At 70.4% G+C, this 22,605-nt stretch carries 19 protein-coding genes and 1 tRNA gene; 12 read left to right on the forward strand and 8 right to left on the reverse strand.

The window, feature by feature from the left end:
• Nucleotides 1-51 precede the first annotated feature (51 nt).
• A complete protein-coding gene (locus tag BJ998_RS18790; RefSeq protein WP_312890196.1) occupies nucleotides 52-957 on the reverse strand; it encodes a phosphotransferase in 906 nt (301 codons plus the stop codon).
• A 4-nt stretch (nucleotides 958-961) separates the two neighbouring features.
• The gene (locus BJ998_RS18795) at nucleotides 962-2,338 is read right to left on the reverse strand and encodes an NsdA family TPR-like regulatory protein (protein ID WP_512699328.1); all 1,377 of its coding nucleotides are present in this window, start codon (nucleotides 2,336-2,338) and stop codon (nucleotides 962-964) included.
• A gap of 215 nt (nucleotides 2,339-2,553) precedes the next feature.
• Here BJ998_RS18795 and BJ998_RS18800 point away from each other — a divergent pair, with 215 nt between their 5' ends.
• Nucleotides 2,554-2,811 (forward strand): hypothetical protein, encoded by a 258-nt coding sequence (locus BJ998_RS18800; protein ID WP_312890197.1) that lies wholly within the window; start codon nucleotides 2,554-2,556, stop codon nucleotides 2,809-2,811.
• Between the two features lie 13 nt (nucleotides 2,812-2,824).
• Complete coding sequence (locus tag BJ998_RS18805; RefSeq protein WP_184863422.1) at nucleotides 2,825-3,193, forward strand: hypothetical protein; 369 nt, start codon at nucleotides 2,825-2,827, stop codon at nucleotides 3,191-3,193.
• A gap of 297 nt (nucleotides 3,194-3,490) precedes the next feature.
• Here the strand turns inward: BJ998_RS18805 and BJ998_RS18810 are convergent, their stop codons facing one another.
• Both BJ998_RS18810 and BJ998_RS18815 read right to left on the reverse strand, forming a co-directional pair.
• The gene (locus BJ998_RS18810) at nucleotides 3,491-4,771 is read right to left on the reverse strand and encodes an MFS transporter (protein WP_184863423.1); all 1,281 of its coding nucleotides are present in this window, start codon (nucleotides 4,769-4,771) and stop codon (nucleotides 3,491-3,493) included.
• Nucleotides 4,771-6,084: a GH1 family beta-glucosidase gene (locus tag BJ998_RS18815; protein ID WP_184863425.1), complete on the reverse strand. Its 1,314-nt coding sequence runs from the start codon at nucleotides 6,082-6,084 to the stop codon at nucleotides 4,771-4,773. The genes BJ998_RS18810 and BJ998_RS18815 overlap by 1 nt, the downstream gene beginning before the upstream one ends.
• 108 nt (nucleotides 6,085-6,192) lie before the next feature.
• On the opposite strand from BJ998_RS18815, the gene BJ998_RS18820 reads away from it, so the two are divergent.
• Nucleotides 6,193-6,861 carry a TetR/AcrR family transcriptional regulator gene (locus BJ998_RS18820; RefSeq protein ID WP_184863427.1) on the forward strand — a complete coding sequence of 223 codons (669 nt, stop codon included), beginning with the start codon at nucleotides 6,193-6,195 and terminating at the stop codon, nucleotides 6,859-6,861.
• Between the two features lies 1 nt (nucleotide 6,862).
• Here the strand turns inward: BJ998_RS18820 and BJ998_RS18825 are convergent, their stop codons facing one another.
• Nucleotides 6,863-8,068 (reverse strand): amino acid deaminase/aldolase, encoded by a 1,206-nt coding sequence (locus BJ998_RS18825; RefSeq protein WP_184863429.1) that lies wholly within the window; start codon nucleotides 8,066-8,068, stop codon nucleotides 6,863-6,865.
• Nucleotides 8,069-8,156: 88 nt separating this feature from the next.
• On the opposite strand from BJ998_RS18825, the gene BJ998_RS18830 reads away from it, so the two are divergent.
• The gene (locus BJ998_RS18830) at nucleotides 8,157-9,500 is read left to right on the forward strand and encodes a D-arabinono-1,4-lactone oxidase (RefSeq protein WP_184863431.1); all 1,344 of its coding nucleotides are present in this window, start codon (nucleotides 8,157-8,159) and stop codon (nucleotides 9,498-9,500) included.
• 227 nt (nucleotides 9,501-9,727) lie between these two features.
• Here the strand turns inward: BJ998_RS18830 and BJ998_RS18835 are convergent, their stop codons facing one another.
• A complete protein-coding gene (locus BJ998_RS18835) occupies nucleotides 9,728-10,387 on the reverse strand; it encodes an NAD(P)H-binding protein (protein WP_184863433.1) in 660 nt (219 codons plus the stop codon).
• Nucleotides 10,388-10,403: 16 nt separating this feature from the next.
• The gene (locus BJ998_RS18840) at nucleotides 10,404-11,024 is read right to left on the reverse strand and encodes a hypothetical protein (RefSeq protein WP_184863435.1); all 621 of its coding nucleotides are present in this window, start codon (nucleotides 11,022-11,024) and stop codon (nucleotides 10,404-10,406) included.
• 592 nt (nucleotides 11,025-11,616) lie between these two features.
• Here BJ998_RS18840 and BJ998_RS18845 point away from each other — a divergent pair.
• Nucleotides 11,617-12,741, forward strand: coding sequence for a hypothetical protein (locus BJ998_RS18845; RefSeq protein ID WP_184863437.1), 1,125 nt, complete (start codon nucleotides 11,617-11,619; stop codon nucleotides 12,739-12,741).
• 290 nt (nucleotides 12,742-13,031) lie between these two features.
• Here BJ998_RS18845 and BJ998_RS18850 read toward each other — a convergent pair.
• Nucleotides 13,032-13,114 (reverse strand) — tRNA-Leu (locus BJ998_RS18850).
• A 115-nt stretch (nucleotides 13,115-13,229) separates the two neighbouring features.
• Here BJ998_RS18850 and BJ998_RS18855 point away from each other — a divergent pair.
• The 7 genes from BJ998_RS18855 to pknB are packed head-to-tail and all read left to right on the forward strand — an operon-like array spanning nucleotide 13,230 to nucleotide 22,580.
• Nucleotides 13,230-14,405 carry an FHA domain-containing protein gene (locus BJ998_RS18855; protein WP_184863439.1) on the forward strand — a complete coding sequence of 392 codons (1,176 nt, stop codon included), beginning with the start codon at nucleotides 13,230-13,232 and terminating at the stop codon, nucleotides 14,403-14,405.
• A gap of 46 nt (nucleotides 14,406-14,451) precedes the next feature.
• Entirely contained in the window at nucleotides 14,452-14,913 is a 462-nt protein-coding gene (locus BJ998_RS18860; RefSeq protein WP_184863441.1) for an FHA domain-containing protein FhaB/FipA, read from the forward strand.
• Entirely contained in the window at nucleotides 14,910-16,322 is a 1,413-nt protein-coding gene (locus BJ998_RS18865) for a PP2C family protein-serine/threonine phosphatase (RefSeq protein ID WP_184863443.1), read from the forward strand. Before BJ998_RS18860 ends, BJ998_RS18865 begins: the two co-directional genes overlap by 4 nt.
• A complete protein-coding gene (locus tag BJ998_RS18870; protein ID WP_184863445.1) occupies nucleotides 16,322-17,773 on the forward strand; it encodes an FtsW/RodA/SpoVE family cell cycle protein in 1,452 nt (483 codons plus the stop codon). Before BJ998_RS18865 ends, BJ998_RS18870 begins: the two co-directional genes overlap by 1 nt.
• Nucleotides 17,770-19,260, forward strand: coding sequence for a peptidoglycan D,D-transpeptidase FtsI family protein (locus tag BJ998_RS18875; protein WP_184863447.1), 1,491 nt, complete (start codon nucleotides 17,770-17,772; stop codon nucleotides 19,258-19,260). The genes BJ998_RS18870 and BJ998_RS18875 overlap by 4 nt, the downstream gene beginning before the upstream one ends.
• A gap of 2 nt (nucleotides 19,261-19,262) precedes the next feature.
• Nucleotides 19,263-20,498, forward strand: coding sequence for a serine/threonine-protein kinase (locus tag BJ998_RS18880; RefSeq protein WP_184863449.1), 1,236 nt, complete (start codon nucleotides 19,263-19,265; stop codon nucleotides 20,496-20,498).
• 57 nt (nucleotides 20,499-20,555) lie between these two features.
• Nucleotides 20,556-22,580, forward strand: coding sequence for a Stk1 family PASTA domain-containing Ser/Thr kinase (gene pknB / locus BJ998_RS18885; RefSeq protein WP_184863451.1), 2,025 nt, complete (start codon nucleotides 20,556-20,558; stop codon nucleotides 22,578-22,580).
• Nucleotides 22,581-22,605 lie beyond the last annotated feature (25 nt).

Below are 22,605 nucleotides of genomic sequence, written 5' to 3' on the forward strand. Positions count from 1 at the left end.
CGATGCCGGTTACGTCGTCCGGGTTCGGCACCGCGTTACCGGGATGTGACGCTACCGGTAAGGGACCCACCTGGTGAAGGTGTCGCCGACACGAACCGAACGAAGTCGGCGGCGCAGCTCGGAACGGATGTTCGGGTTGCTGCGGGCGATCGGCAGCACGGCGGCGGTGAGTTTGAGCTCACGCACCTCACGCAGCACCGGGAAACCATCCCACCGGGTGACGTCGAAGCCGTAGGCCTCGGCGAGGATCTCGTGCTTGTTCACGGTGTGGTGGAAGCGCAGCTGGCCGACGGCGATCGGCACCAGGTCCCACTCACGCGGCCCGACGCAGGTGGTGTCGAAGTCGCACAGCACCGTGCCGCCCGGCGTGGTGATCAGGTTGCCCAGGTGCGCGTCGCCGTGCACGACGCCCGGCGGCAGCTCGTAGCGCACCTCGGCCAGCCGGGTCTCCACGTCGTCGCACCGGCGGAGCAGGAACTCCACGTCGTCGGGGTCCCAGCCCTCGGCGTCACGGATGCGGCGGCGCAGGTCGTCGATCGGGTTCCACTCCGGCAGGCTGGCGTCCTCGACCGGGATCTCGTGCATCTGCCGCAGCAGGTCGGCGAGCTCGACGGCGGTCGGCTCGTCGCCGGTGTCGGGCACCTCCTGCCAGAACGTCGCCGAGTGCTCGCCGATGTGCAGCGGCTGGCGCACGTCGGGCAGCAGTTCGACGGCCGGCACGCCGTAGTCGGACAGCAGCTGGGCGGCGTTCACCACGTTGTCGGCCCGGTGCCGCAGCCCCGGGGTGAGCACGATCCGCACCACGACCGGGTGCCGGGCCAGCCGGAAGACAGCGTTGTTCACGAACCGGATGAGTTCCGCACCGGTCGCGTCCAGCCCGACCTCCGCGCACGCCTGACCGAGGACGGCACGTAGCCGGTCCCTGGTGGAGCGTCCGTCCGACAGCGAAGCAGTCACTTGGTCATACCGTCCGATACACCTTGATCCGCTCGGCGAGGTCGAGCGCCGCCGAGTTGTTCTTGCGCCGAGCGGCCTCCAGCTGGAGCGGCATCAACCGGTCCGAGATCCGCTTGGACTTGATCGACTCACCCAGCCTCATGGCGTGGTTGCCGATCTTCACACCCTGGTCTACGTCTCCGACGCGCATGTGGTTCTCCGCCAGCATGCTCAGTCCGAAGACGTGGGTGCGCTGCATGTTGCTCTCGTAGCCCTCGGTGCACTTGATCAGCTCGTTCACCGCGAGCGGCGCGTACTTGACGCGGTTGTCCTCGAACTTGCTCAGCGCCGACAGCGCCGAGCCGATCATCCCGTGCAGGTCGTTGACGTCGAAGAACTTGACCCAGCTCGGCGCTTCCTCGCTCTGCGCCCGCTCGAACTCGTCGCGGGTCCGGCTGATCATGCGCTGCACCTGGTCGGGGCGGTCCAGCATGCCGTAGGCCCACGCCTCGTTGGCGCACAGCACCGCGACCGTGAGCGCGGAGCCGGACCCCTGGGCGGCGATCTGGCCCAGCTGGAACATCTTCAACGCCTCGCCGGCGGCGTCGTTGTGCAGGTAGACGCGGCCCATCCGGTACAGGATGTTGGCCACCAGGCCGTTGTCGCCGCCCATCTTGGCCAGCTCCAGCGCCTTAGCGAAGTGGGTGCGGGCCGAGTCCAGCAGGCCGGTGTCGAACGAGGTCCAGCCGGCCAGGCTGTGCATGTCGGCGACCGCCTTGAACAGGCGGTGCTTGACCGGCTCGGCCGCCTCCACCTCGAGCAGCTGCCGGGTCCAGGACAGCTGGGCGACCACCGCGTCCCGGCAGAACCCGCCGCCGTACTGGTAGTCCAGCGAGCGCAGCGCCCTGGTCGCGGCCTCGATCTGCCGCACGTCGGTGGTGCCGATCCGGTTCGGCGTCGGTGTCTGGGCCGCGGTCGGCACCCACGCGCCGCTGTCCGGGCCGAGCACCTGGGCGCCCATTGTGACGGAGGCGGCGTGCTGCAGGAAGCGGCGGCGCTTGACCTCCTCGTCCTCGCGCTGCTCGGCCTCGTCGACGGAGCCGGCGACCTTGAGCGCCGTCGCCTCGTCGTAGGCGAGGCCCATGTAGCCGCGCGGGACCCCGAGTCCGTCCGCGATGCGCGCCAGCACGTCGTAGGCCATGACCTGGCGACCCTTGAGGATCTCCGAGACCTCGGACTGCGACTGGCCGGTCAGCGCCGCGATCTGCCGCTGGGACACGCCGACGCGACGCAGCTGCCGGTAGACCGAGCTGATGTCCCGGCCGGCCAGCGCGTCGCGCATCTCCTGGCGCTCCCAGTTGTCCGGCGTAACGGGCGAGCTCTGGGAACCGATGGTGTTCAATTGCGCCCCCTCACGGTCCGTTGGGCGTCCTCCGAAGAGTAAGGGCTGCTCTGCCCGGCCGAGAAGTGCTGATCGGCGAGGCTGATCGGTCGCACCGAACCCGGCCGACCGCTCATCGTGCATCTCCCACCGATCAGCGCTGTGACGCCCCACAACGTTTGATGTCGTCGCAATCTAGTTTTCCGTAAGCGGCTGCACACGGAGGGACACAGCAGGTGGAACTGATCGGACGAGTCCAGGGGCTCACCCCGGACGGGGTCGCCGACCAGACCGCAGGCGCTCTCGACGGGCGGCGCGCATGGCAGGTCCATTGCAGCGACGTGGTGAACCGGGAACGGCACCTGACGGTTGTGGTGGACAAGGGCAGGGTGGTCCTGATGGGCCCTCCTGGGGAGACCGCGGTCCTGTCCGCAGGCCAGCTCGGCCAGCTGCGGACGGTCCTGCGCGAGGCCGCCGACCAGGCGGAAAGGTGACGGTGACGTACAGGTGGACGAGATACTCGGCCAGGTGCTCCGCAACGCCGTGTGGGAACGCTTGGACATGCTGTCCGAGCTGGCCAACCGCGCGGACGCGCCGTCCCTGCTCTCCGTCGCCCGCTCCGAACTGCCCCGGCTGACCGACGGCTGGCGTGCCCTGCTGGCCGCGCACGAACCCGACGAGAAGGGCAACTGCCCGGAGTGCTCCACCCGGTGGCGGCAGCAGAAGTCGCCGTGCTCGGTGTGGCGCGCCGCGTACGAACACCTGGTCGCCGGCGGACTCGCGCCGCGACCGGCCCGACACATGCTCAGCCCGCAGCAGCCCGCACCGGCGCCGCGCGGGTCTCGTCACCGCAGCACGGTTGCGGTGGCCCACTAGCTGGCGGCGTCGGCTTCCCGGACACCCCGACCCGGGAACGCTGATCCTCCGCCACCGGCCGGCGACCCGGGGACGTCCGAACCCCCGACCGCGACGTACCGGGTCGCTGGCCAAATAACTCCACAGATTTCCGCGGGCCGGCGCTGAGTGGCGCCGAGCGCCAACCCCGAACCGGTGACGGTCCGCGGCCACCAACCCCGGTTGGGGTGCCTGTTTTCCCCGGACAGGCACCTCAACCGGTCTGTGTTCATGGCGCGCGTTCCGCGCGCAGCTCGGCCCCTTCTAAGCCCGTGCCTCTCAGCTCACGGCCTTGATCCTGGTCACCATCACGCCGCCGGCGATCGTCGCGATCGCGGACAGCACGAACAGCGCGGCGTAGCCGCCGGCCATCTGCAGCGCCAGGCCGGCCACCACGGGTGCGATGACCTGCGGCAACGCGTTCGCAATGTTGATCACGCCGACGTCCTTGGCCCGGTTCGACGCGGCCGGCAGCACCTGGGTGAGCACGGCCAGCGCGACCGCCCAGTAGACACCGAAGCCGACGCCGAGCAGCGGGGAGGCGATCAGCGACGCCACCCAGGTCGGCCAGATCGCCAGGATGACGGCGGCGGCGGCCATCACCACGGCGGAGGCGACCACGTACGGCTTGCGCCGGCCGGAGCTGTCGGACATCTTGCCGGCGACCAGCGCGCCGATGGTGAGCGCGATGCCGTAGAGCACCATCAGGATGAGCAGCCCGTCCACCGGGTCGCCCTGGTAGTGCACCGCGTCGGCGAGGAAGTACAGCAGGTAGAGCGTGCCGAGCGCGTTGCCGAGGTTGACCATGAAGTGGGTGCCCCAGCCCCAGCCGAAGTCCGGGTACTTCGCCGGGGAGATCCACAGCGCGCCGATCATCTGCCGCAGGCCGCCGCCGGGCCGGAACCGCCTCGGCAGCACGGCGTCCGGCGTGAACCGGACGAAGGCCAGCGCGCCGAGCACGACCAGCACCGCGCACGCGGCGTAGCCGCCGGCCAGGCTGGTGATCACCACCGACACCAGCGCGGCGCCGGCGACCGTGCCGAGCATCTGGCTGATGCCGATGAAGCCGCCGACCTCGGCCCGCTGCTCGACCGGCACCCGGTCGGGCAGCGCCGAGGTGAGGCTGGCCAGCATGCCGTTCAGCCCGGCCTGCACCAGCGACCAGCCGATCACCATGATCACGACGTTCGGCGCGATCGCGAGCACGACCAGGCCGACGGCGCCGAGCACCGAGCCGGCCAGCGTCCACGGGTGCCGCCGGCCCCACTGCGAGCAGGTCCGGTCGGACAGCGCGCCGATCACCGGGTTCGCGATCAGTGCCACCAGCGCGCCGATGCCGGTGACGATGCTGAACACCGCCTCCTTGTCGGCGCTGGCCAGCAGCTGCGCCTGCTCGGGCAGCAGCACCTGGATCGGCGCGTAGATGGCCAGCCACAGGCCGAGGTTGGCCAGGAACAGCAGCGTGGTCCAGCCACCGCGCACCCGAACGACGGGTTCGGTGAGCGCGCCCGGTTCGTCGTCGAACGGTCCCGGCCCGTCGACCTCAGCGGCCTGCGCCATCAGTGCTCACCTCTGATCAGGTCCCGGTACCAGGTGAAGGACGCCTTGGGGGTGCGTCGCTGGGTCTCGTAATCGACGTCGACCAGGCCGAACCGGGGCTGATAGCCCTTGGACCACTCGAAGTTGTCCAGCAGCGACCACACGAAGTAGCCGCGCACGTCGACGCCTTCGTGCATGGCCAGCCGCAGCGACCGCAGGTGCTCGGCGAGGAAGTCGATCCGGGCCCGGTCGTCGATGCCGTCGAAGCTGCACCCGTTCTCGGTGATCTGCACCGGCGGCAGCCGGTCGCCGTGCCGTTCCCGCAGCTGGACCAGGAACTGGCGCAGCCCGTCCGGCACCACCGGCGACCCGTTGGTCGTCATCGGGTAACCCTCGACCTCGCCGAGGTCGAACGGCAAGGGGTTGCCCTCGGACGGGGCGGAGACCTGGGTCGGCTCGTAGTAGTTGACGCCGTAGAAGTCGATCGGGGTGTTGATCGTCGGCAGGTCGTCGGCGAAGCCCGGCGGCAGCAGCGGGTGCATCGACTCCGGGTAGGTGCCGGCCAGCACCGGGTCGGCGAACAGCCAGTTGATCAGGTCGCTCGCCCGGGCCGCGGCCTCGTGGTCGCCGGGCACGTCGGCGGCCGGCCAGATCGGGCCGTGGTTGTTGGCGGTGCCGATCTGCCTGGCTCCGGCCGCCCGCAGCGCCTGCACCGCGAGGCCGTGCGCGAGGTTCTGGGTGTGGGCGGTCGGCACGGCGTCGAGCAGCAGGAACTGGCCGGGCGCGTACTGGCCGATGCCGTAGCCGTAGACCGTGGTGACCATCGGCTCGTTGATCGGGATCCACATCGGCACCCGGTCGGCCAGCTTGTTCCCGACGATCGACGCGTACTCGGCGAAGTGCTTGGCGGTGTCCCGGCTGAGCCACCCGCCGGCGTCCTCGATCGGCTGCGGGGTGTCCCAGTGGTAAACGGTGGCGACCGGCGTGATGCCGGCCTCGCACAGCGTGTCCACCAGCCGGTCGTAGAAGTCGAGGCCCTCGGCGTTGACCGCGCCGGTGCCTTCGGGTTGCACTCTCGGCCAGGCGATCGAGAATCGGTACGCGCCGACGCCGAGGTCGCGCAGCAGGCCGATGTCCTCCGGGTAGCGGTGGTAGTGATCGCAGGCCACCGCGCCGCTCTGCCCGGAGAACACCCGATCGGGTGTCTCGCAGAACGTGTCCCAGACCGACCTGCCCCTGCCACCCTCAGAGACGGCACCCTCCACCTGATAAGCCGAGGTGGAGACCCCCCAGAGGAAGTCATCGGGGAAGGATGGGAGGACGGGCTCGCTCATGGCACCACCTCTGAGACTTGCACTACCGCCGAGTAGACATGAAATTTGTTCGGATCGTAGGCGTGCGCGGGGTCACAGGGAAGTGCCACGCACCCGTCACGGGCGAGAATGCCTGCCACAGCCGTCAGCCAAGGAGTCCGCGTGTCCGCCGACCTGACCACCGACGTGGGTCCGCTGCGTCGCAAGCCCGTCCAGCAGCGCAGTGCCCAGCGGGTGGAGCGCATGCTCGAGGCGTGCGCCTCGCTGATCGAGGAGTTGGGCTACGACGGCGTGACGACCACGCTGATCGCCGAGCGGGCCGGCGTCGCGGTCGGCTCGCTCTACCAGTTCTTCCCGGACAAGCGCGCGGTCGTGCAGGCACTGACCCTGCGCAACCTCGAACGCTTCATGGCCAACGTGGTGCAGCGCTTCGACTCCGCCGAGCTGGAGCACTGGTGGGACGCCGTCGACTCGATGTTCGACGTGTACGTGGAGATGCACCGCTCGGTGCCCGCGTTCAGCCGGCTGCACTTCGGCGACGTGGTGGACACCCGGCTGCTCGACGAGGGCAAGGACAACAACGCGGTCATCGCCGAGGGGCTGGCCGCGCTGATCTCCGAGCGGTTCGGCCGCTCGATGGAGGAGCTCCAGCTGCCGGTCGCGGTCGCCATCGAGGCGGCGGACGGCGTGCTGAAGTTCGCCTTCCGCCGCAACGAGCGCGGTGACCAGGTGGTGGTCGACGAGGCGAAGGCCCTGATCAAGGGCTATCTGTCGACCCGGCTCGGCGACCCCGAGTGACTCAGCCGAACGCCTGGCCCTCGCCCCGGTAGGTGGGGGCCGAGCGCTCCACCTGGTAGCCCCGGATCAGATGGAACTCGCGGAACCGCTCGGCCAGCTCGCCGGCCTTGGCGTGCCGCATCCAGACCCGGTCACCGATCCGCAGCCGGTCGGCGGCCTTGCCGGTGACCGGCGTCTGCACCTCGCCCGCCGCCTCCAGCTTGGTCAGCTTCAGCCCCGCCGGCAGGTACGGCGAGGGCAGCCGGTCCTCGCCGATCGGCCCGGACGCCGGATAGCCGCCGGTGAACAGCGTCGCCACGTTCGGGCCGGGGCGGCGGACCACCGGCAGCGCGAACAGCGCCGCCGGCCTCGGTTGGAACGACCGGTAGCCGTCGAACAGGGTCGGCCCGAGCAGGCCGGATCCGGCCGCGACCTCGGTGACCGACTTCTCGGCGGACGTCAGTTCGAGGCTGCCGGTGCCGCCGCCGTTGACGAACTCCAGCGGGGCCAGCGCGCGAACCGCCGCCACCACCGCCGCCCGCCGTTCGGCCAGTTCGGCGGCCGACTTCCCCTGCATCCACCGCACCGCCATGCCGCGCAGCGGGTTGCCGGGCGGTGCGTCGCCGATGCCGGCGATCTGCCCCTCGTAAGCCATGATCCCGACCAGTGTGAAGCCCGGTCGGTCGATGATTCGCCTGGTCAGCTCGGTCGCCTGGGCCGCGGTGTGCACCGGCGAGCGCAGCGGGCCGACGTGCAGGCGGCGCGATCCGTTGAGCGGTCGCCAGGACGCGTCGAGCTCCAGGCAGACCCGGATGTCCGGGTGGCCCGGGCCGAGCGCGTCGTCGACCAGGTCGAGGTGGTCCACCGAGTCGACCATGATCGTGATCGCGCCGCGGGCCGCCTCGTCGACGGCGAGCTTCTGCAGCGTCGCCCGGTCCGTGGTCGGGTAGCCGACCAGCAGGTCGTCGCACGTGCCCTCGGCGAACAGCCACATCGCCTCGGCGAGCGAGTAGGTCATCAGGCCGGCGTATCCCGGCACCGCCAGCACGCGTTCGAGCAGCGCGCGACAGCGCACGGACTTGCTGGCGACGCGGATCGGCGTGCCGCCGGCCCGGCGCACCAGCTCGGTGGCGTTGTGATCGAAGGCGTCCAGGTCGACCAGGGCGAACGGCGGATCGAAGCCCTCGGTCGCGGAGTCGAACCGGACGCGCTGCTGCTGCGGTGACACAGTTGAACGGTACGTCGGGACGCATTGAAATGTGAATACTTTTCACCTAGCTTGTGTGCAGCGCATCACAGGGTCGCGGAGGACAGCGATGGTCGGACGTCTCCGGTTGGGCACCGATACGGCACGCCCGGCGCCGTGGCGTAACTGGGCGGGTACCGCACGGTCGCAGCCGGTGCACGTGGCGAGGCCGCGTGACGTGAGCGAGATCGCCGAGGCGGTGACCGTCGCCGCGAAGGACGGCTTCACGGTCCGGCCGCGGGGCAGCGGCCACTCGTTCACCAGCATCGCCGCCACCGACGGCGTCGCGATCGACCTCGGCGAGTGGTCCGGCGTCGTGCGCGCCGACCTGGAGAACTGCCTGGTCACCGTGCGATCCGGCACGCCGCTGCACCGGTTGAACGCCGAGCTGCACCGGCTCGGGTTGGCCATGGCCAACCTGGGCGACATCGACGCGCAGACGATCTCCGGCGCCATCTCCACCGGGACCCACGGCACCGGCGCCAAGCTCGGCGGCCTGTCCACCCAGGTCAGGGCCCTGGAACTGGTGCTGGCCGACGGTTCCGTCGTGACGTGTTCCCCGGACGAGCGCCCCGACCTGTTCAGCGCCGCCCGCGTCGGCCTCGGCGCCCTGGGCGTGATCAGCACCGTGACCCTGCAGTGCGTGCCGGCGTTCGCCCTGCGTGCCCGGGAGTTCCCGCAGCCCTTGGACGGGATCCTCGAGAAGTTCGGCGACATGTGCGACTCCGAGGACCATGTCGAGTTCCACTGGTTCCCGCACAGCGACCGGGTGCAGGTCAAGCACAACGTGCGGCTGCCCGCGGACGCGTCGATCGCGCCGCTGTCGAGGGCTCGGCAGTTCTACGAGTACGAGGTGATGGAGAACAGCGCCTTCGGCCTCGTGTGCAAGCTCGGCCGGGCCGTGCCGTCCGTGGTGCCGACCCTGAACCGCGTCTGCGCGTCCCTGTGGTCGGAGCGGTCCTACAGCGACCACTCGTTCCGTGTGTTCACCACGCCCCGGCGGGTCCGGTTCGTCGAGACCGAGTACGCCGTTCCACGTGAATCACTGCACGACGTGCTCCGCGAGTTCCGCGCCGCGATCCCCCGCCTGCGGCACCCGGTGATCGTGCCCGTCGAGGTCCGGGTCGCCGCCGCCGACGACATTCCGCTGTCCACCGCCTACGGCCGGGACAGCGCGTACATCGCCATCCACCAGTACGTCGGCATGCCCTTCCGGGAGTACTTCGACTGCTTCGAGAAGATCGCCGGCGCCGTCGGCGGGCGGCCGCACTGGGGCAAGATGCACACCCTCGACGCCTCCGTGCTGGCCCAGCGGTACCCGAAGTTCGAGGAGTTCCGCGCCGTGCGGGCCAAGGTCGACCCCAACGGCGTGTTCCGCAATGCCTATCTGGACACCGTCCTCGGCGCTCCGTGACTTTCGGTCATGGGGGCAACCCGCCCCGTGAGGCTTTAAACCTGCCCCATTCCCGCAGCTCAAGCCCTACGCAAACGCTTGTCCACAACTCGCCGAGTTATCCACAGGCAACCTCCAGTGAAGATCAACTACACCGGGTCGCGGGTAGACTGGCCGTGGGGACGCCCCCCAGGGATGGGTCGGGGGCTGTTTTGGCTAAGGACGGGTCCGGTCGGGACCTGGCAGGTCTAGGAGCGGGTGGCAACCACGGCGTCCGGGATGGGGTCGTCGCCGGCGATCAACTCCAGGGTGAGGCCGGCGGTCGCGGGTGCGTCGAGCAGCGAGACCAGCACGGCGGCGACGTCGGCACGGCTGATGGTGCCCCGCATCGTCGACGGAGTCTCCAGCCGCACCCGACCGGTGGGCGCGTCGTTGGTGAGTCCACCGGGACGCAGCACCGTCCAGTCCAGGTCGTAGCCACGCACCGCCTCCTCGGCGGCGGTCTTGGCGGCCATGTACGCGGCCCACGACTCGTCGGAGCCGGCGGCGAGCGGTCGGCCGACGCCCATGGAGCTCACGAGCAGGTAGCGGCGAACCCCGGCGAGCACGGCGGCATCGGCCAGCAGCACGGCGGCGGCGCGGTCGACGGTGTCCTTGCGGTCGGTCCCGCTGCCGGGCCCGGCGCCGGCGGCGAAGACGACGGCGTCGGCGTTCTTGAGGTGGCCGGCGAGCTCGTCGGCCGCGATGGACTCCAGGTCGCACACCACGGACTCGGCGCCGGCGGCGCGAAGGTCGTCGGCGTGGGCGGGGTTGCGCACCAACCCGACCGGACTGTCACCTCGGGCGGAGAGAAGCCGCTCCAGCTCGAGGGCGATCTGGCCGTGCCCGCCGGCGATCACTACGCGCATGTGGTCCGACACTAGTTCAGCTGGCGGTGGCCAGCACCTGCTCGTAGACGACCTCGTTGACCCAGCGGGTGACGGCGGTCTGGTCGAGGCTGACGTGCTCCGGGGTGCCGGCCAGGTCCATGGAGACGGTGCCGTCGGGGTCGGCGCTGACGATGGACAGGCCGTAGCGGCGGGCCCGCGGCAGGCAGTTGCTGAGGTAGTCGTCGGTCAGCGCGACGGAGGAGGGCAGCACCACCGCGGCGTCGCCGTGCAACGCGAACGGGACGGCGGAGGCGAGGCCGGTGCGCCAGTGCTTGGCGACGGCGAGCACACCGACGATGCGCACGGCGGCGGGCGGCACCTTGCCGGCGAGCTCGGGCCACACCCAGGTGGCGACGGTGGTGCGGTCGACGACGGGACCGACGCCGAAGCACAGCCGTTCGGCGTGCGCGTCGGGCAGGAGCTCGGCGACCACGAAGACCTTGCGGCCGAGCAGGGTCAGCTGCGGCAGCAGCACGCCCTTCCAACCGAGCCGTTCGACCGCCTTGGCGGCGAGTTCTTCGGACGGCGCCGGAAGTTCGACCGCGGGGACCGCGCGCGACGGCAGGGTCTTGGCGTTCTTGTGGACTGCTGCCGTGTTGCCAGCGGAGCGGCTCACGAACTTCGCCTCCTCATCAGCCTCGACGACTGGGCCGTCGCGATTTCTTCCGGTTACTGGAGTACCAGGTCTGACCGGCGCGGATTCAGCTGTACGCCGCTGTGTGCGGTTGGCGGCAACAAGCGGTCGGTGACCGGTCGCCAGCCCGGAATGGGACTTCGGCCCGGCGGTGCTGCCGTTCGTGTGAACGGCTCCGCCGGACGGTCGGCGGTCGGTCAGTGGTCGTTCCCAGGCCGATGCACGTGCATCTGCGCAGGAATCGGGCCCCGGTAGCGTTCACGCGAGTGGTGGAAGGCAGGCCGCTGACCAGCCGCGCAGGCCGCCGGACGGGTGAACGGCGACCGTTCGTCGCACGGCGACGGGCCCGCGCTGCGACGAACGGTCGGCATGGGCGTGGACAATCCAGCTGACCGAACCGGTACAGTCCGTCACCGGCATTCACGGATGCCAGGCCGGTCAACCTTCCGTACCCGCACCCGGCTTGCGGGTGGGGCGATCGCCGAAGGGTCACTCGGCCCACTGCTTCTTGCGCACTCGTCGAAAGTTGCCACGCGCCTTCGCCGAGCCGGGCGGTGAGGGAGCGAGGTTCCCGATGCCACACCGAATGTCCTTGGTCCGACGCCTGGCGCTGCTGCGCCGCATGTACACCGGCGAGACCGATTCGAGCCTGCTGCCCACGGTCACCTCGGGCGTCCAGCAGCTCGCCCCGGACGACCGGGCGCAGCTGCACGCGATCCTGGACAACGACAACGTGGGCCGGCTGTTCGGCGACGACGAGCTGACCCCGCCGCCGACCCACGTCCGCCGCACGATGCTGGCCGACGCCCCGACGGAGGGCCAGCGGGAGTTGGAGTCGGGCATTCTCACCGCCGCCGGCCGCGCGGTGAACTATCTGCACCTGCGCATGCCGGCGGATCTCCTCCGCCCGGCCCGCGTCTTCCGGATGGTCCGTCCGCACGCCCACGAGCTGGTCCTGCACCTGGAGGGCGGCGCCCTCGGCCCGCTGCTCGTCGAGCTGATGCCCCGCATCACCCCCGACGAGCTACTGGGCGTCCCCGGCCTCCGCGCCCGCCTGCACCGCCGCCACGTCGAGCTCTATCTCGTCGACGACGTCTCGGCGGCGGTCCACCTCTCGAACGTGTCCTACCGCCAGTGGACCGCCGCTCTCGCCTTCGCCGAGTCCCTGGTCGACATGGGCGAGCTCCGCTGGCTCGGCAACGACCCCACGCCGCTCACCGACGCCGAGCGGTCCGCCCTCGACACCCGGCACCGCTCTCCGGGCCCCGCCGCCCTGAACAGCGCGCTGCTCCGCCGCGCCTGCATCTTCGGCGACGCCCTGTGGCTCGTCCCGTGGTCCCGCGGCTGCGAGACCACTCACGTCGAGTGGGCCGGCCAACCGTCACTCGGTCGGGTGGCTCGTCTGCTTCTGCACCCGCTTTTCGGTCTGCCCGGCGACGGACATCACGTCCGCTACTTCGACGCGGCCGGTCTCACCGTCACCGATCCACACGCTCCGCGCTGCCTCATGCACCCAACGTCGACCTCGCCCGTCCTGGCCCTGCGCCCCGAGCCCGTCCCGGATGGTCCACTCGAGTTGTCCTCCCCAGGCTGGCGGGCCGCCGCCTCCCCCTGGGCCGCCTGGCAGCGCGTCCTCGCCAGGTCCAATCCCACCTTCCCCAAGCAGGCCACCGCCCCCACCCCACCCATCAATAAGTGACCGACATCACCCATTAGTAGGTTCGCGAGGTGGCAACGGGCCGCATTTTGGATGGCGGATGCCAACTAACCGAAAAAGCGCACGTCAGCGCGCCGAAGAATGAGGCGATGCGCATCGGGCGGATCAGGGGCGCACAACCAGACGCCCAGCTCAGGGGCCCGCCACCCCATCTTGGGGGTGCAGGGGGGCGAAGCCCTCCCTGCCTTGGGGTGTGGGGCGAGAGCCCCACAAAACACAACGAGAAAGCCCCGTTTCCTGCTTGCAGGAAACGGGGCTGCCCCACTTTCGAGTGGGCGAGGGGGGAGTTGAACCCCCACGTCCTTTCGGACACACGGACCTGAACCGTGCGCGTCTGCCATTCCGCCACTCGCCCTCGGTGACGGGAGAAACAGTAGCACGGGTGTGGCTCGGTCTCCTAATTGGGCCGTGTCGCACCTCGCGGGCCCGGATACGATCGAGTCAGGAAGTCCGTAGCGAGAGGAACAGCCGTGGGACGCGTGCAGCGCTTCGAGCGCCGCCTTGAGGGCGCTGTGGGCAACGCCTTCGCACGCGTGTTCGGCGGCAGCGTGGTGCCGCAGGAGGTGGCACAGTCGCTGCAACGCGAGGCCGAGCTGAACGTCAAGGAGCTCGCCGGTGACAGGCTGCTTGCGCCGAACAGTTACCGGGTGCTGCTCGGTGCAGCGGACCACGACCGTTTGGCGGGCGCGGAGCAGGACGAACAGCGCATACGGGAGCTGCTCGAGGACTGCGTTCGCGAGCACCTCGCAGAGCACGGATGGGATACCTATGGTGACGTCGTAGTCTCCCTGGAGCGCTCCGACGCGCTGCACACGGGACAGTTCCGAACCAACTCGTCCGTCGACCCTGACGTACGACGGCCAGCACCACCTCGCACCGCAGGAGACCGATCCATGAGCCAGCCACCAGGCCAGTACCCCCCGCAGGACCCCTACGGTCAGCACCAGGGTCAGCAGGGTTACGGCTATGACCAGGGCTACCCGCAGCAGGGCGGCTACCCGCAGCAAGGCGGCGGGTACGACCAGTACGGCCAGCAGCAGGGTGGCGGTTACGACCAGCACGGCTACCCGCAGCAGGGTGGCGGTTACGAGCAGGGCTACCCGCAGCAGGGCGGCGGCTATCCGCAGCAGGGTGGCGGTTACGAGCAGGGCTACCCCCAGCAGGGTGGTGGCTACGAGCAGGGCTACCCGCAGCAGGGCGGCGGCTATCCGCAGCAGGGCGGCGGCTACGACCCGTACGGCCAGCAGGGCGGCTACCCCCAGCAGGGCGGCGGCTACGACCAGTACGGGCAGCAGGGCGGCTACGGCCAGCAGGACCCGTACGGCGCCCCTCCCGGCCCGCCGCCGGGCCCCCGCCAGATCACCGCGATGCTTCAGCTGGACGACGGCTCGAACCGCACGTACAACCTGAAGCAGGGCGGCAACGTGGTGGGTCGCGGCCAGGACGCGGACTTCCGGCTGCCCGACACGGGGGTCTCCAGGAGGCACCTGGAGATCACCTGGGATGGTCAGAGTGCGATGCTCGCGGACCTCGGCTCCACGAACGGCAGCACGGTGAACGGCACTCCGGTGCAGACCTGGCAGCTCGCGGACGGCGACGTCGTCCGGGTCGGCCACTCGTCACTCGTGTTCCGCACGCAGGGCTGAGGCGGTCGCGGGCGGGTACGAGGTCAGGCAGGAGCGGTCACTACAGGTGCCAGAGCTGGTGTTGCAGCTGACCAGAGCAGGGTTTCTCGCCCTGCTCTGGTTGTTCGTGCTGGCCGCGCTGCGCGTGGTCCGATCAGACATCTATGCCGCGTCGGGGTTGAGAGTCGCGGTGCCCGGCGGGTTCCGCAAGGGTGGCAAGCAACCGGCCAAGGGGAAGACGGCTCGGCAGCTCGTTGTCACTCATGGGGCGCTCACGGGCACCCGCATCTCACTTGACGGGAGACCGATCCTGATCGGCCGGGCCGACGACTCGACCCTCGTTCTCGACGACGATTTCGCCTCGACGAGACACGCGAGGCTGTCGCTGCGAGGCAGCGACTGGTACGTGGAGGATCTTGGCTCCACGAACGGAACATACCTAGACCGGGCGAAGGTCACGGCACCCCTCCGGGTCCCGCTCGGTGCCCCGATCCGCATCGGCAAGACAGTGATCGAGCTGCGCACATGACCCTCGTCCTCCGCTACGCCGCCCGCAGTGACCGGGGCCTGGTTCGAGCCAACAACCAGGACTCCGTGTACGCGGGCCCGCGTCTCCTCGCCCTTGCCGACGGCATGGGCGGCCACGCCGCCGGTGAGGTGGCCAGCAAGGTGGTTGTCGCCGCCCTGGCCCCGCTCGACGACGACGAGCCCGGCGACGACCTGCTCGACCAGCTCCGCGGCGCGGTGCTGGAGGGCAATGGCGCCATCGCCGAGCTGGTGTCGCACGACCCGGATCTCGACGGCATGGGCACCACGCTGACCGCGGTGCTGTTCTCCGGCAACCGGCTCGGCCTGGTGCACGTCGGCGACTCGCGGGCCTACCTGCTGCGCGGCGGCCAGTTCACCCAGATCACGCACGACGACACGTTCGTCCAGTCGCTGATCGACGAGGGCCGGATCACCGAGGAGGAGGCCAACGTGCACCCGCAGCGCTCGCTGCTGCTGCGCGCGTTGACCGGCCACGAGGTGGAGCCGAGTCTGGCCGTCCGCGAGGCCCGCGCCGGCGACCGGTACCTGCTGTGCTCGGACGGGCTGTGCTCGTACGTCAGCCACGAGACGCTGGCCGAGGCGATCCTGATCCCGGACCCGCAGGCCTGCGCGGACCGGATGATCGAGCTGGCGCTCAAGGCCGGTGGCCCGGACAACGTGACGGTGATCATCGCCGACGTGGTGGACGTCGACTACGGCGACGACGCGCCGATCGTCGGCGGGGCCGCCGGGGACGGCAGCAACGACCAACCGCCGCCGGATTCACCGGCGTCCCGCGCCGGCGCGATAACCGCGCCACGGACGCCACCGCCACAGCCAATGGCGCAGGTAGCACCGACACCGGACCCCAAGGCGAGGAATCGCAAGCGGGTCCGGTTACTCGTCTGGATCGTGGCGGTCCTGATCGTGCTGGGGCTGGGCGCGGGCGGCACCGTGTGGTGGGTGCTCGGCCAGTACTACGTGGGCGCCACCGAGGACAACCATGTCGCGATCTTCGAGGGTGTGCGCGGGGGCCCGGTGCTGGGCATTCCGCTGCACCGGGTCGCGGAGAGCTCGTGCCTGGACCCGCAGGAGGCCGGCTGCAACTCGCTGACGCTGGACATGCTCCAGGAGTCGGCGCGGGAGGACGTGCGCAAGGGCGTCATCCCGGAGAAGCCGGGTGTGGACGGCGCGCGGGAGGCGGTGCGGCGGCTGTGGCTGGGCGCGCTGCTGCCGGCGTGCACCGCGGACACCGCCACCACGGGCACGTCCACGACCACGACCGCCGCGGCGGGCACCAGCGCGTCTGGTGCGCCGGGTGGCGCCGGCCCCACGTCGACGACTACCACGGCACCCACGCTGACCAGCGCACCGCAGCAGCCGGGCAAGAACTGTAGGAAGGTGGGCTGATGGCCCTCCCGCCCGGTGTACTGGGCGCGGCGACGACGCACATGAGTGCGCCGGGGTCGTCGCCCGCCACACCGACCCGCCGCGGCACCGAGCTCGCGCTGCTCGGTTTCGTTGCGGGGCTGGTCGCGCTCGCGTTCGTGCTGATCTCGGAGAACCAGTTCCAGACCCTCAAGCCGGAGGTGCTGTTCTACGTCGCCGGCTACGCGGCGCTGTTCGGGGTGGCGCACCTGGCGGTGCGCAAGCTCGCGCCGTACGCGGATCCGCTGATCCTGCCGTGCGCGTCGCTGCTCAACGGCCTGAGCATCGCCATGCTGTACCGGCTGGACACGCCGCTGGCCCAGCAGGCCTTCCAGGCCGGGCACGGCTACTCCAACGCCGCCCCCAAGCAGCTGATCTGGACCGCGCTGTCGCTGGCCGCGATGGTCGCGGTGCTGTGGGCCGTGAAGGACCACCGCACGCTGTCCCGCTACGGCTACACCTTCGGCCTGGTCGGCCTGGTGCTGCTGGTGCTGCCGGGCGTGCTGCCGTGCAGCATCTCGTGCGTCGGCGGCGCCAAGCTGTGGATCATCATCGGCCCGGTGTCGATCCAGCCCGGCGAGTTCGCCAAGGTGCTGATCATCCTGTTCGTGGCCGCGTTCCTGGTGGCCAAGCGGGACCTGTTCACCATCGCCGGTCGCAAGTTCCTCGGCCTCGAACTGCCCCGGCCGCGGGACCTGGGGCCGCTGCTGATCGCGTGGGCGGTCGCGATCCTGGTGTTGATGATCGAGACCGAACTCGGCGCCTCGCTGATGTTCTTCGGCACGGTGCTGGCCATGGTCTATCTGGCCACCGAGCGATCCGCCTGGGTGTGGATCGGCGTAGTGCTGTTCATGGGTGGCGCCACGCTGGCCTACCGGCTGTTCACACACGTGCAGACGCGCTTCGCGAACTGGCTCGACCCGTTCGCCGACGCGCAGGGCGACGGCTACCAGATGGTGCAGTCGCTGTTCAGCCTGGGCAGCGGCGGCATCGCCGGCGCCGGGCTCGGCGCCGGCCACCCGGAGCTGGTGCCGGTGGTCAGCAGCGACTTCATCGTGTCCGCGTTCGGCGAGGAGCTGGGCTTCATCGGCCTGGCCGCGATGCTGATCGTCTACATGATGCTGGCGATGCGGGGCCTGCGCAGCGGCCTGGCCGTCCGCGACACCTTCGGCAAGCTGCTCGCCGGCGGCCTGTCCTTCCTGCTGATGTGGCAGATGTTCGTGGTCATCGGCGGCATCAGCAAGCTCATCCCGGAGACGGGCCTGACCGCGCCGTTCCTGTCCGCGGGCGGCTCGTCCCTGCTGGCCAGCTACATCATGGTGGCGCTGCTGCTGCGGATCTCCGACGCCGCGCGCCGCCCGCAGGCCAGCCGTCCCAAGCCGCAGGCGCCGATCGCCGAGGCAAGCACCGTCCTCGTGGAGCGACCGACGTGAACAAGCCACTTCGCCGGGTCGGCCTCACCATGATGGTGATGGTCCTGCTGTTGCTGGCCAACCTCACGTACGTGCAGGTCATCAACGCCGACACGTACGCGAACAACCCGGCGAACCGGCGCAGCGTGATGGAGGAGTACGGCCGGCAGCGCGGCCAGATCGTCAGCGCCTCCGGCACCATCCTGGCCAACTCGGTGGAGACCAAGGACGCCCAGCACTACCTGCGGGTGTACAAGAACGGCCCCGAGTACGCGCCGGTCACCGGCTACTACTCGTCGATCTTCGGCGCCACCGGCATCGAGCGGGCCGAGGACGACGTGCTCAACGGCTCGTCGTCGAAGCTGTTCGTGCGCCGGCTGTCCGACCTGATCACGGGCCGGGACCCGCGCGGCGGCAACGTGCAGCTGACCATCGACCCGAAGGCCCAGGACGCCGCCTACGCCGGCATGACGGCGAAGAACTTCACCGGCGCCGTGGTCGCGATCAAGCCGTCGACCGGCGAGATCCTGGCGATGGTGAGCACGCCGTCGTTCGACCCGAACCCGCTGGCCGCGCACGACAACACCACCCAGCGCGACACCATCACCAAGCTGGACGACGACCCGAACAAGCCGGCGCTGAACCGGGCCACCCAGGAGACGCTGCCGCCGGGTTCCACGTTCAAGCTGGTGGTGGCGTCGGCGGCGCTGGCCAACGGCATCGACGACGCGAACACCAAGAACCTGCCGGCCGATCCGACGATCACGCTGCCGGGCACCAGCACCACGCTGTCCAACTTCGCGAACGAGACCTGCCCCGAAAGCACGAACGGCCAGGTCTCGGTGTCGATCGCCATCGAGTACTCCTGCAACACCGCGTTCTCCACGCTGGCCGGCAAGGTCGGCAAGGACAACCTGATCGCGCAGGCGGCCAAGTTCGGCATCGGGCAGACCGACCTGACCGTGCCGCTGCCGGTGGCCACCTCGACCGTCGGCTCCATCCCGGACGAGGCGGCGCTCTTCCAGAGCGGCATCGGGCAGCGGGACGTGAAGCTGACCCCGCTGCAGGACGCGATGGTGGCCGCGACCATCGCCAACGGCGGTGTGCGCATGCAGCCGCAGCTGGTGAAGAACATCCTGGCCCCGGACATGTCGCCGATCTCCACGTTCTCGGCGCAGGAGGCCCCGGGTGGCCCGGCGCTGTCCAAGGACGTCGCCGAGCAGGTCAAGCAGATGATGCTGCTGTCCGAGCAGCACACCGCGGGCGGCGGCAAGCAGGCCAACGTCAAGATCGCGTCCAAGACCGGCACCGCCGAGCACGGCACCGATCCGAAGAACACGCCGCCGCACGCCTGGTACGTGGCGTTCGCGCCGGCGGACAACCCGCAGATCGCCGTGTGCGTGGTCGTGGAGAACGGCGGTGACCGCGGCCTCGCCGCGACCGGCAGTTCCGTGGCCGCGGGCGTCGGCCGTGCGACCATCAACGCCTACCTTGCCGGGGGAGGCTGAGGATGCTCACCACCGGGCAGTTGCTCGCCGACCGGTACCGGCTGGCACGGCGCATCGCCGTCGGCGGCATGGGCGAGGTGTGGGAGGCGACCGACTCCCGGCTGGACCGCGCCGTCGCGGTGAAGGTGCTCAAGCCCGAGCTGTCCGGCGACCCCGAGTTCCTGCACCGGTTCCGCACCGAGGCGCGGACCACCGCCTCGCTCAACCACCCGGGCATCGCGGCCGTGCACGACTACGGCGAGACGGCGTCCGAGCCGGACGGTCCCGAGGACACCGCGTACCTGGTGATGGAGCTGGTGAGCGGCGAGCCGCTGGCGGCGATCCTGTCCAACCACGGCCGGCTGGCCCCGGACCGGACGCTGGACATGCTGCAGCAGTGCGGGGCGGCGCTGCAGGCCGCGCACGAGCGGGGCTACGTGCACCGGGACGTGAAGCCCGGCAACATCCTGGTCGGCCCGAACGGCAAGGTGAAGCTGACCGACTTCGGCATCGCCAAGGCCGCCGACGCCGCGCCGGTGACCCGGTCCGGCATGGTGATGGGCACCGCCCACTACATCGCCCCCGAGCAGGCCGTCGGGCAGGAGGCGGAGCCGGCGAGCGACGTGTACTCGCTGGCCGTCGTCGGTTACGAGTGCCTGGCCGGCCGGCGGCCGTTCCTGTCGGAGAACGCCGTCACCGTCGCGATGATGCACATCCGGGAGGTGCCGCCGCCGCTGCCGCCGGACGTGCCGCCCGGCGTGCGGGCGCTGATCGAGGCGACGCTGGTGAAGGACCCGCGGCAGCGCTACCGCAACGGCGGCGAGTTCGCCGCCGCGGTCGGCGCGGTGCGGGCCGGGTTGCCGCTGCCGACCCCGTCGGGTCTGGTGATGGCGATTCCGATGCAGCAGCAGCGGCCGTTGCCGGGCGGTCCGCCGACGTATCCGCCGGGGGCCATTCCGGTGGTTCCGCCTCAGGTCCCGCCATCGGGTGCTCCGATGGGGTCCGGCACCGGTACCTTTCTGCTGGGACCGCAGCCTCAGCCCAGACCGAACCGGACCGGGCTGTGGGTCCTGCTGGCGTTGTTGGTGGTGATTCTGGTGGGCCTGCTCGCGGTCTGGGGGATTCGCGAATGGCAGCGCTCGGGTGCGGGGACCGAGGGCACCGGAAGGCCGACCACGGCCAAGCTCACGGGCGACCGCCCGGCACAGGACCGATGTCTGGGGACGGTCACCTGTGCGGGGCGGGGTCCTGGTGGCTGAGGCGGGCGGCAGGAGCATGATGGGACGACTGTTGACGAGGAACGAGACGACGCACCGATGAGCACTCCGCGACTGCTCTCCAACCGTTACGAACTGGGCGAGACCCTCGGCTACGGTGGGATGTCGGAGGTCCACAAAGGCCGCGACGTCCGTCTCGGCCGGGACGTCGCCGTCAAGGTGCTGCGCGCCGACCTCGCCAGGGATCCGCAGTTCCAGGAGCGCTTCCGCCGCGAGGCGCAGAACGCCGCCGCGCTCAACCACCCCGCGATCGTCGCCGTGTACGACACCGGCGAGACCAAGACCGAGTACGGCCCGCTGCCCTACATCGTCATGGAGTACGTGGACGGGCGCACCCTGCGGGACATCATCAAGACCCAGGGGCCGCTGTCCGGCAAGCGGGCCATGGAGGTGATGGCCGACGTCTGCGCGGCGCTGGACTTCAGCCACCGCCACGGCATCATCCACCGCGACGTCAAGCCGGCCAACGTCATGATCACCAAGACCGGTGCGGTCAAGGTGATGGACTTCGGCATCGCCCGTGCCATCCATGACGGGCAGGCCGCCGTCACGCAGACCGCCGCCGTCATCGGCACCGCGCAGTACCTGTCGCCGGAGCAGGCGCGGGGCGAGGCGGTCGACGCCCGGTCCGACGTCTACGCCGCCGGCTGCGTGCTGTTCGAGCTGATGACCGGCCAGCCGCCGTTCACCGGCGACTCCCCGGTCGCCGTCGCCTACCAGCACGTGCGGGAGGAGCCGCCGGCGCCGTCCTCGGTGAACCCGCAGGTGACGCCCGCGCTGGACTCGATCGTGCTCAAGGCCATGGCCAAGGGCCCGGCCAACCGGTACCAGTCGGCCGCCGAGATGCGCGCCGACCTGGTGCGGGTGCTGTCCGGGCAGCGACCGTCCGCACCGGCCGTGATGACCGCCGAGGACCGGACCGCGTTCATGGGCAATGCCGCGGGCGCCCGCACGCAGGTCGTCACCGGCCGGCACCGGCCCGCCCCGCCGGCCGAGGAGCCCGAGTACGACGCGTACGACTTCGAGGCCGACGAGGAGGCGGAGCGCAAGGCCCGCCGCAAGCGCGCCCTCACCATCGCCGGCGTGGTGCTCATCTGCATCGCCGTGCTGGCGCTGGCCGCGTGGCTGACCACGATGTTCCTCGGCGGCAACAACAGCGGCAACGCCAACAACGCCGACGTGCCCAAGGTCGAGGGCATGCAGCTCAGCGCGGCCCAGGCGGCGCTGCGGGACAAGGGCTTCGCCAGCCCGCAGATCTCCTATGTCGTCTGCGCCCCCAACTCGGACGGCACGCCGGCGCCGTGCACGACCGACCAGATCGGCAACGTCATCAAGCAGGACCCCCCGGCGGGCTCGAACGTGGCCAAGGCGACCACGATCAAGCTGACGGTCGGCAAGTCGCCGAACACCTTCGCGCTGCCGGACGAGTCGGGCAAGTCGCAGGAGGACGCGACCAAGGACCTGCAGAGCCGCAAGCTCGTGGTCTCGCCGAACACCACCACGGAGACGGTGGACAACCCCGACCTGATCGGGAAGGTCAGCTCGACCAACCCGCCGGTCGGCTCGCAGGTCGCCGAGGGCGCGACCATCACACTGATCATCGGCAAGGGCCCGGACCAGGTGAACGTGCCCGACGAGACCGGCCAGCCCTACTCCGTGGCCAAGAGCAACCTGGAAGCCGCGGGCTTCAAGGTCTCGCAGGCGACCAAGTCCAGTACCCAGACGAAGGACCAGGTGCTCGACCAGAGCCCGAAGGGTGGCAGCAAGGCCGCCCCGAACAGCACCGTCACGCTGACCGTGTCGCTCGGCGACCAGTTCACGATGCCGAACCTCACCGGCCTGACGGTGTCGACCGCGCGCAGCACCCTGCAGCAGCTCGGCTGGACCGGCCAGTTCAGTCAGACGGAGGGCGACTTCGACCTGACCAAGGCCGGTCAGATCGAGTCCTTCAGCCCGGACGCCAACCAGGTCGTCGGCAAGAACCAGACGATCCAGATCCAGGTCTACCGGGGACCGGGTGGGGGCACCACCACAACAACCACCCCACCAGGCGGCGGCCACTGACACAGACGAAGGGCCCGGCACCTCA

The organism is Kutzneria kofuensis (assembly GCF_014203355.1).
GTDB lineage: Bacteria > Actinomycetota > Actinomycetes > Mycobacteriales > Pseudonocardiaceae > Kutzneria > Kutzneria kofuensis.

Coding starts and splice junctions, on each gene's coding strand:
- BJ998_RS18810 (WP_184863423.1), bottom strand. CDS start 4,771: ATGGCGCAGGCCGCTGAGGTCGACGGGCCGGGACCGTTCGACGACGAA.
- BJ998_RS18815 (WP_184863425.1), bottom strand. CDS start 6,084: ATGAGCGAGCCCGTCCTCCCATCCTTCCCCGATGACTTCCTCTGGGGG.
- BJ998_RS18820 (WP_184863427.1), top strand. CDS start 6,193: ATGCCTGCCACAGCCGTCAGCCAAGGAGTCCGCGTGTCCGCCGACCTG.
- BJ998_RS18830 (WP_184863431.1), top strand. CDS start 8,157: ATGGTCGGACGTCTCCGGTTGGGCACCGATACGGCACGCCCGGCGCCG.
- BJ998_RS18835 (WP_184863433.1), bottom strand. CDS start 10,387: ATGCGCGTAGTGATCGCCGGCGGGCACGGCCAGATCGCCCTCGAGCTG.
- BJ998_RS18845 (WP_184863437.1), top strand. CDS start 11,617: ATGCCACACCGAATGTCCTTGGTCCGACGCCTGGCGCTGCTGCGCCGC.
- BJ998_RS18865 (WP_184863443.1), top strand. CDS start 14,910: ATGACCCTCGTCCTCCGCTACGCCGCCCGCAGTGACCGGGGCCTGGTT.
- BJ998_RS18870 (WP_184863445.1), top strand. CDS start 16,322: ATGGCCCTCCCGCCCGGTGTACTGGGCGCGGCGACGACGCACATGAGT.
- BJ998_RS18880 (WP_184863449.1), top strand. CDS start 19,263: ATGCTCACCACCGGGCAGTTGCTCGCCGACCGGTACCGGCTGGCACGG.
- pknB (WP_184863451.1), top strand. CDS start 20,556: ATGAGCACTCCGCGACTGCTCTCCAACCGTTACGAACTGGGCGAGACC.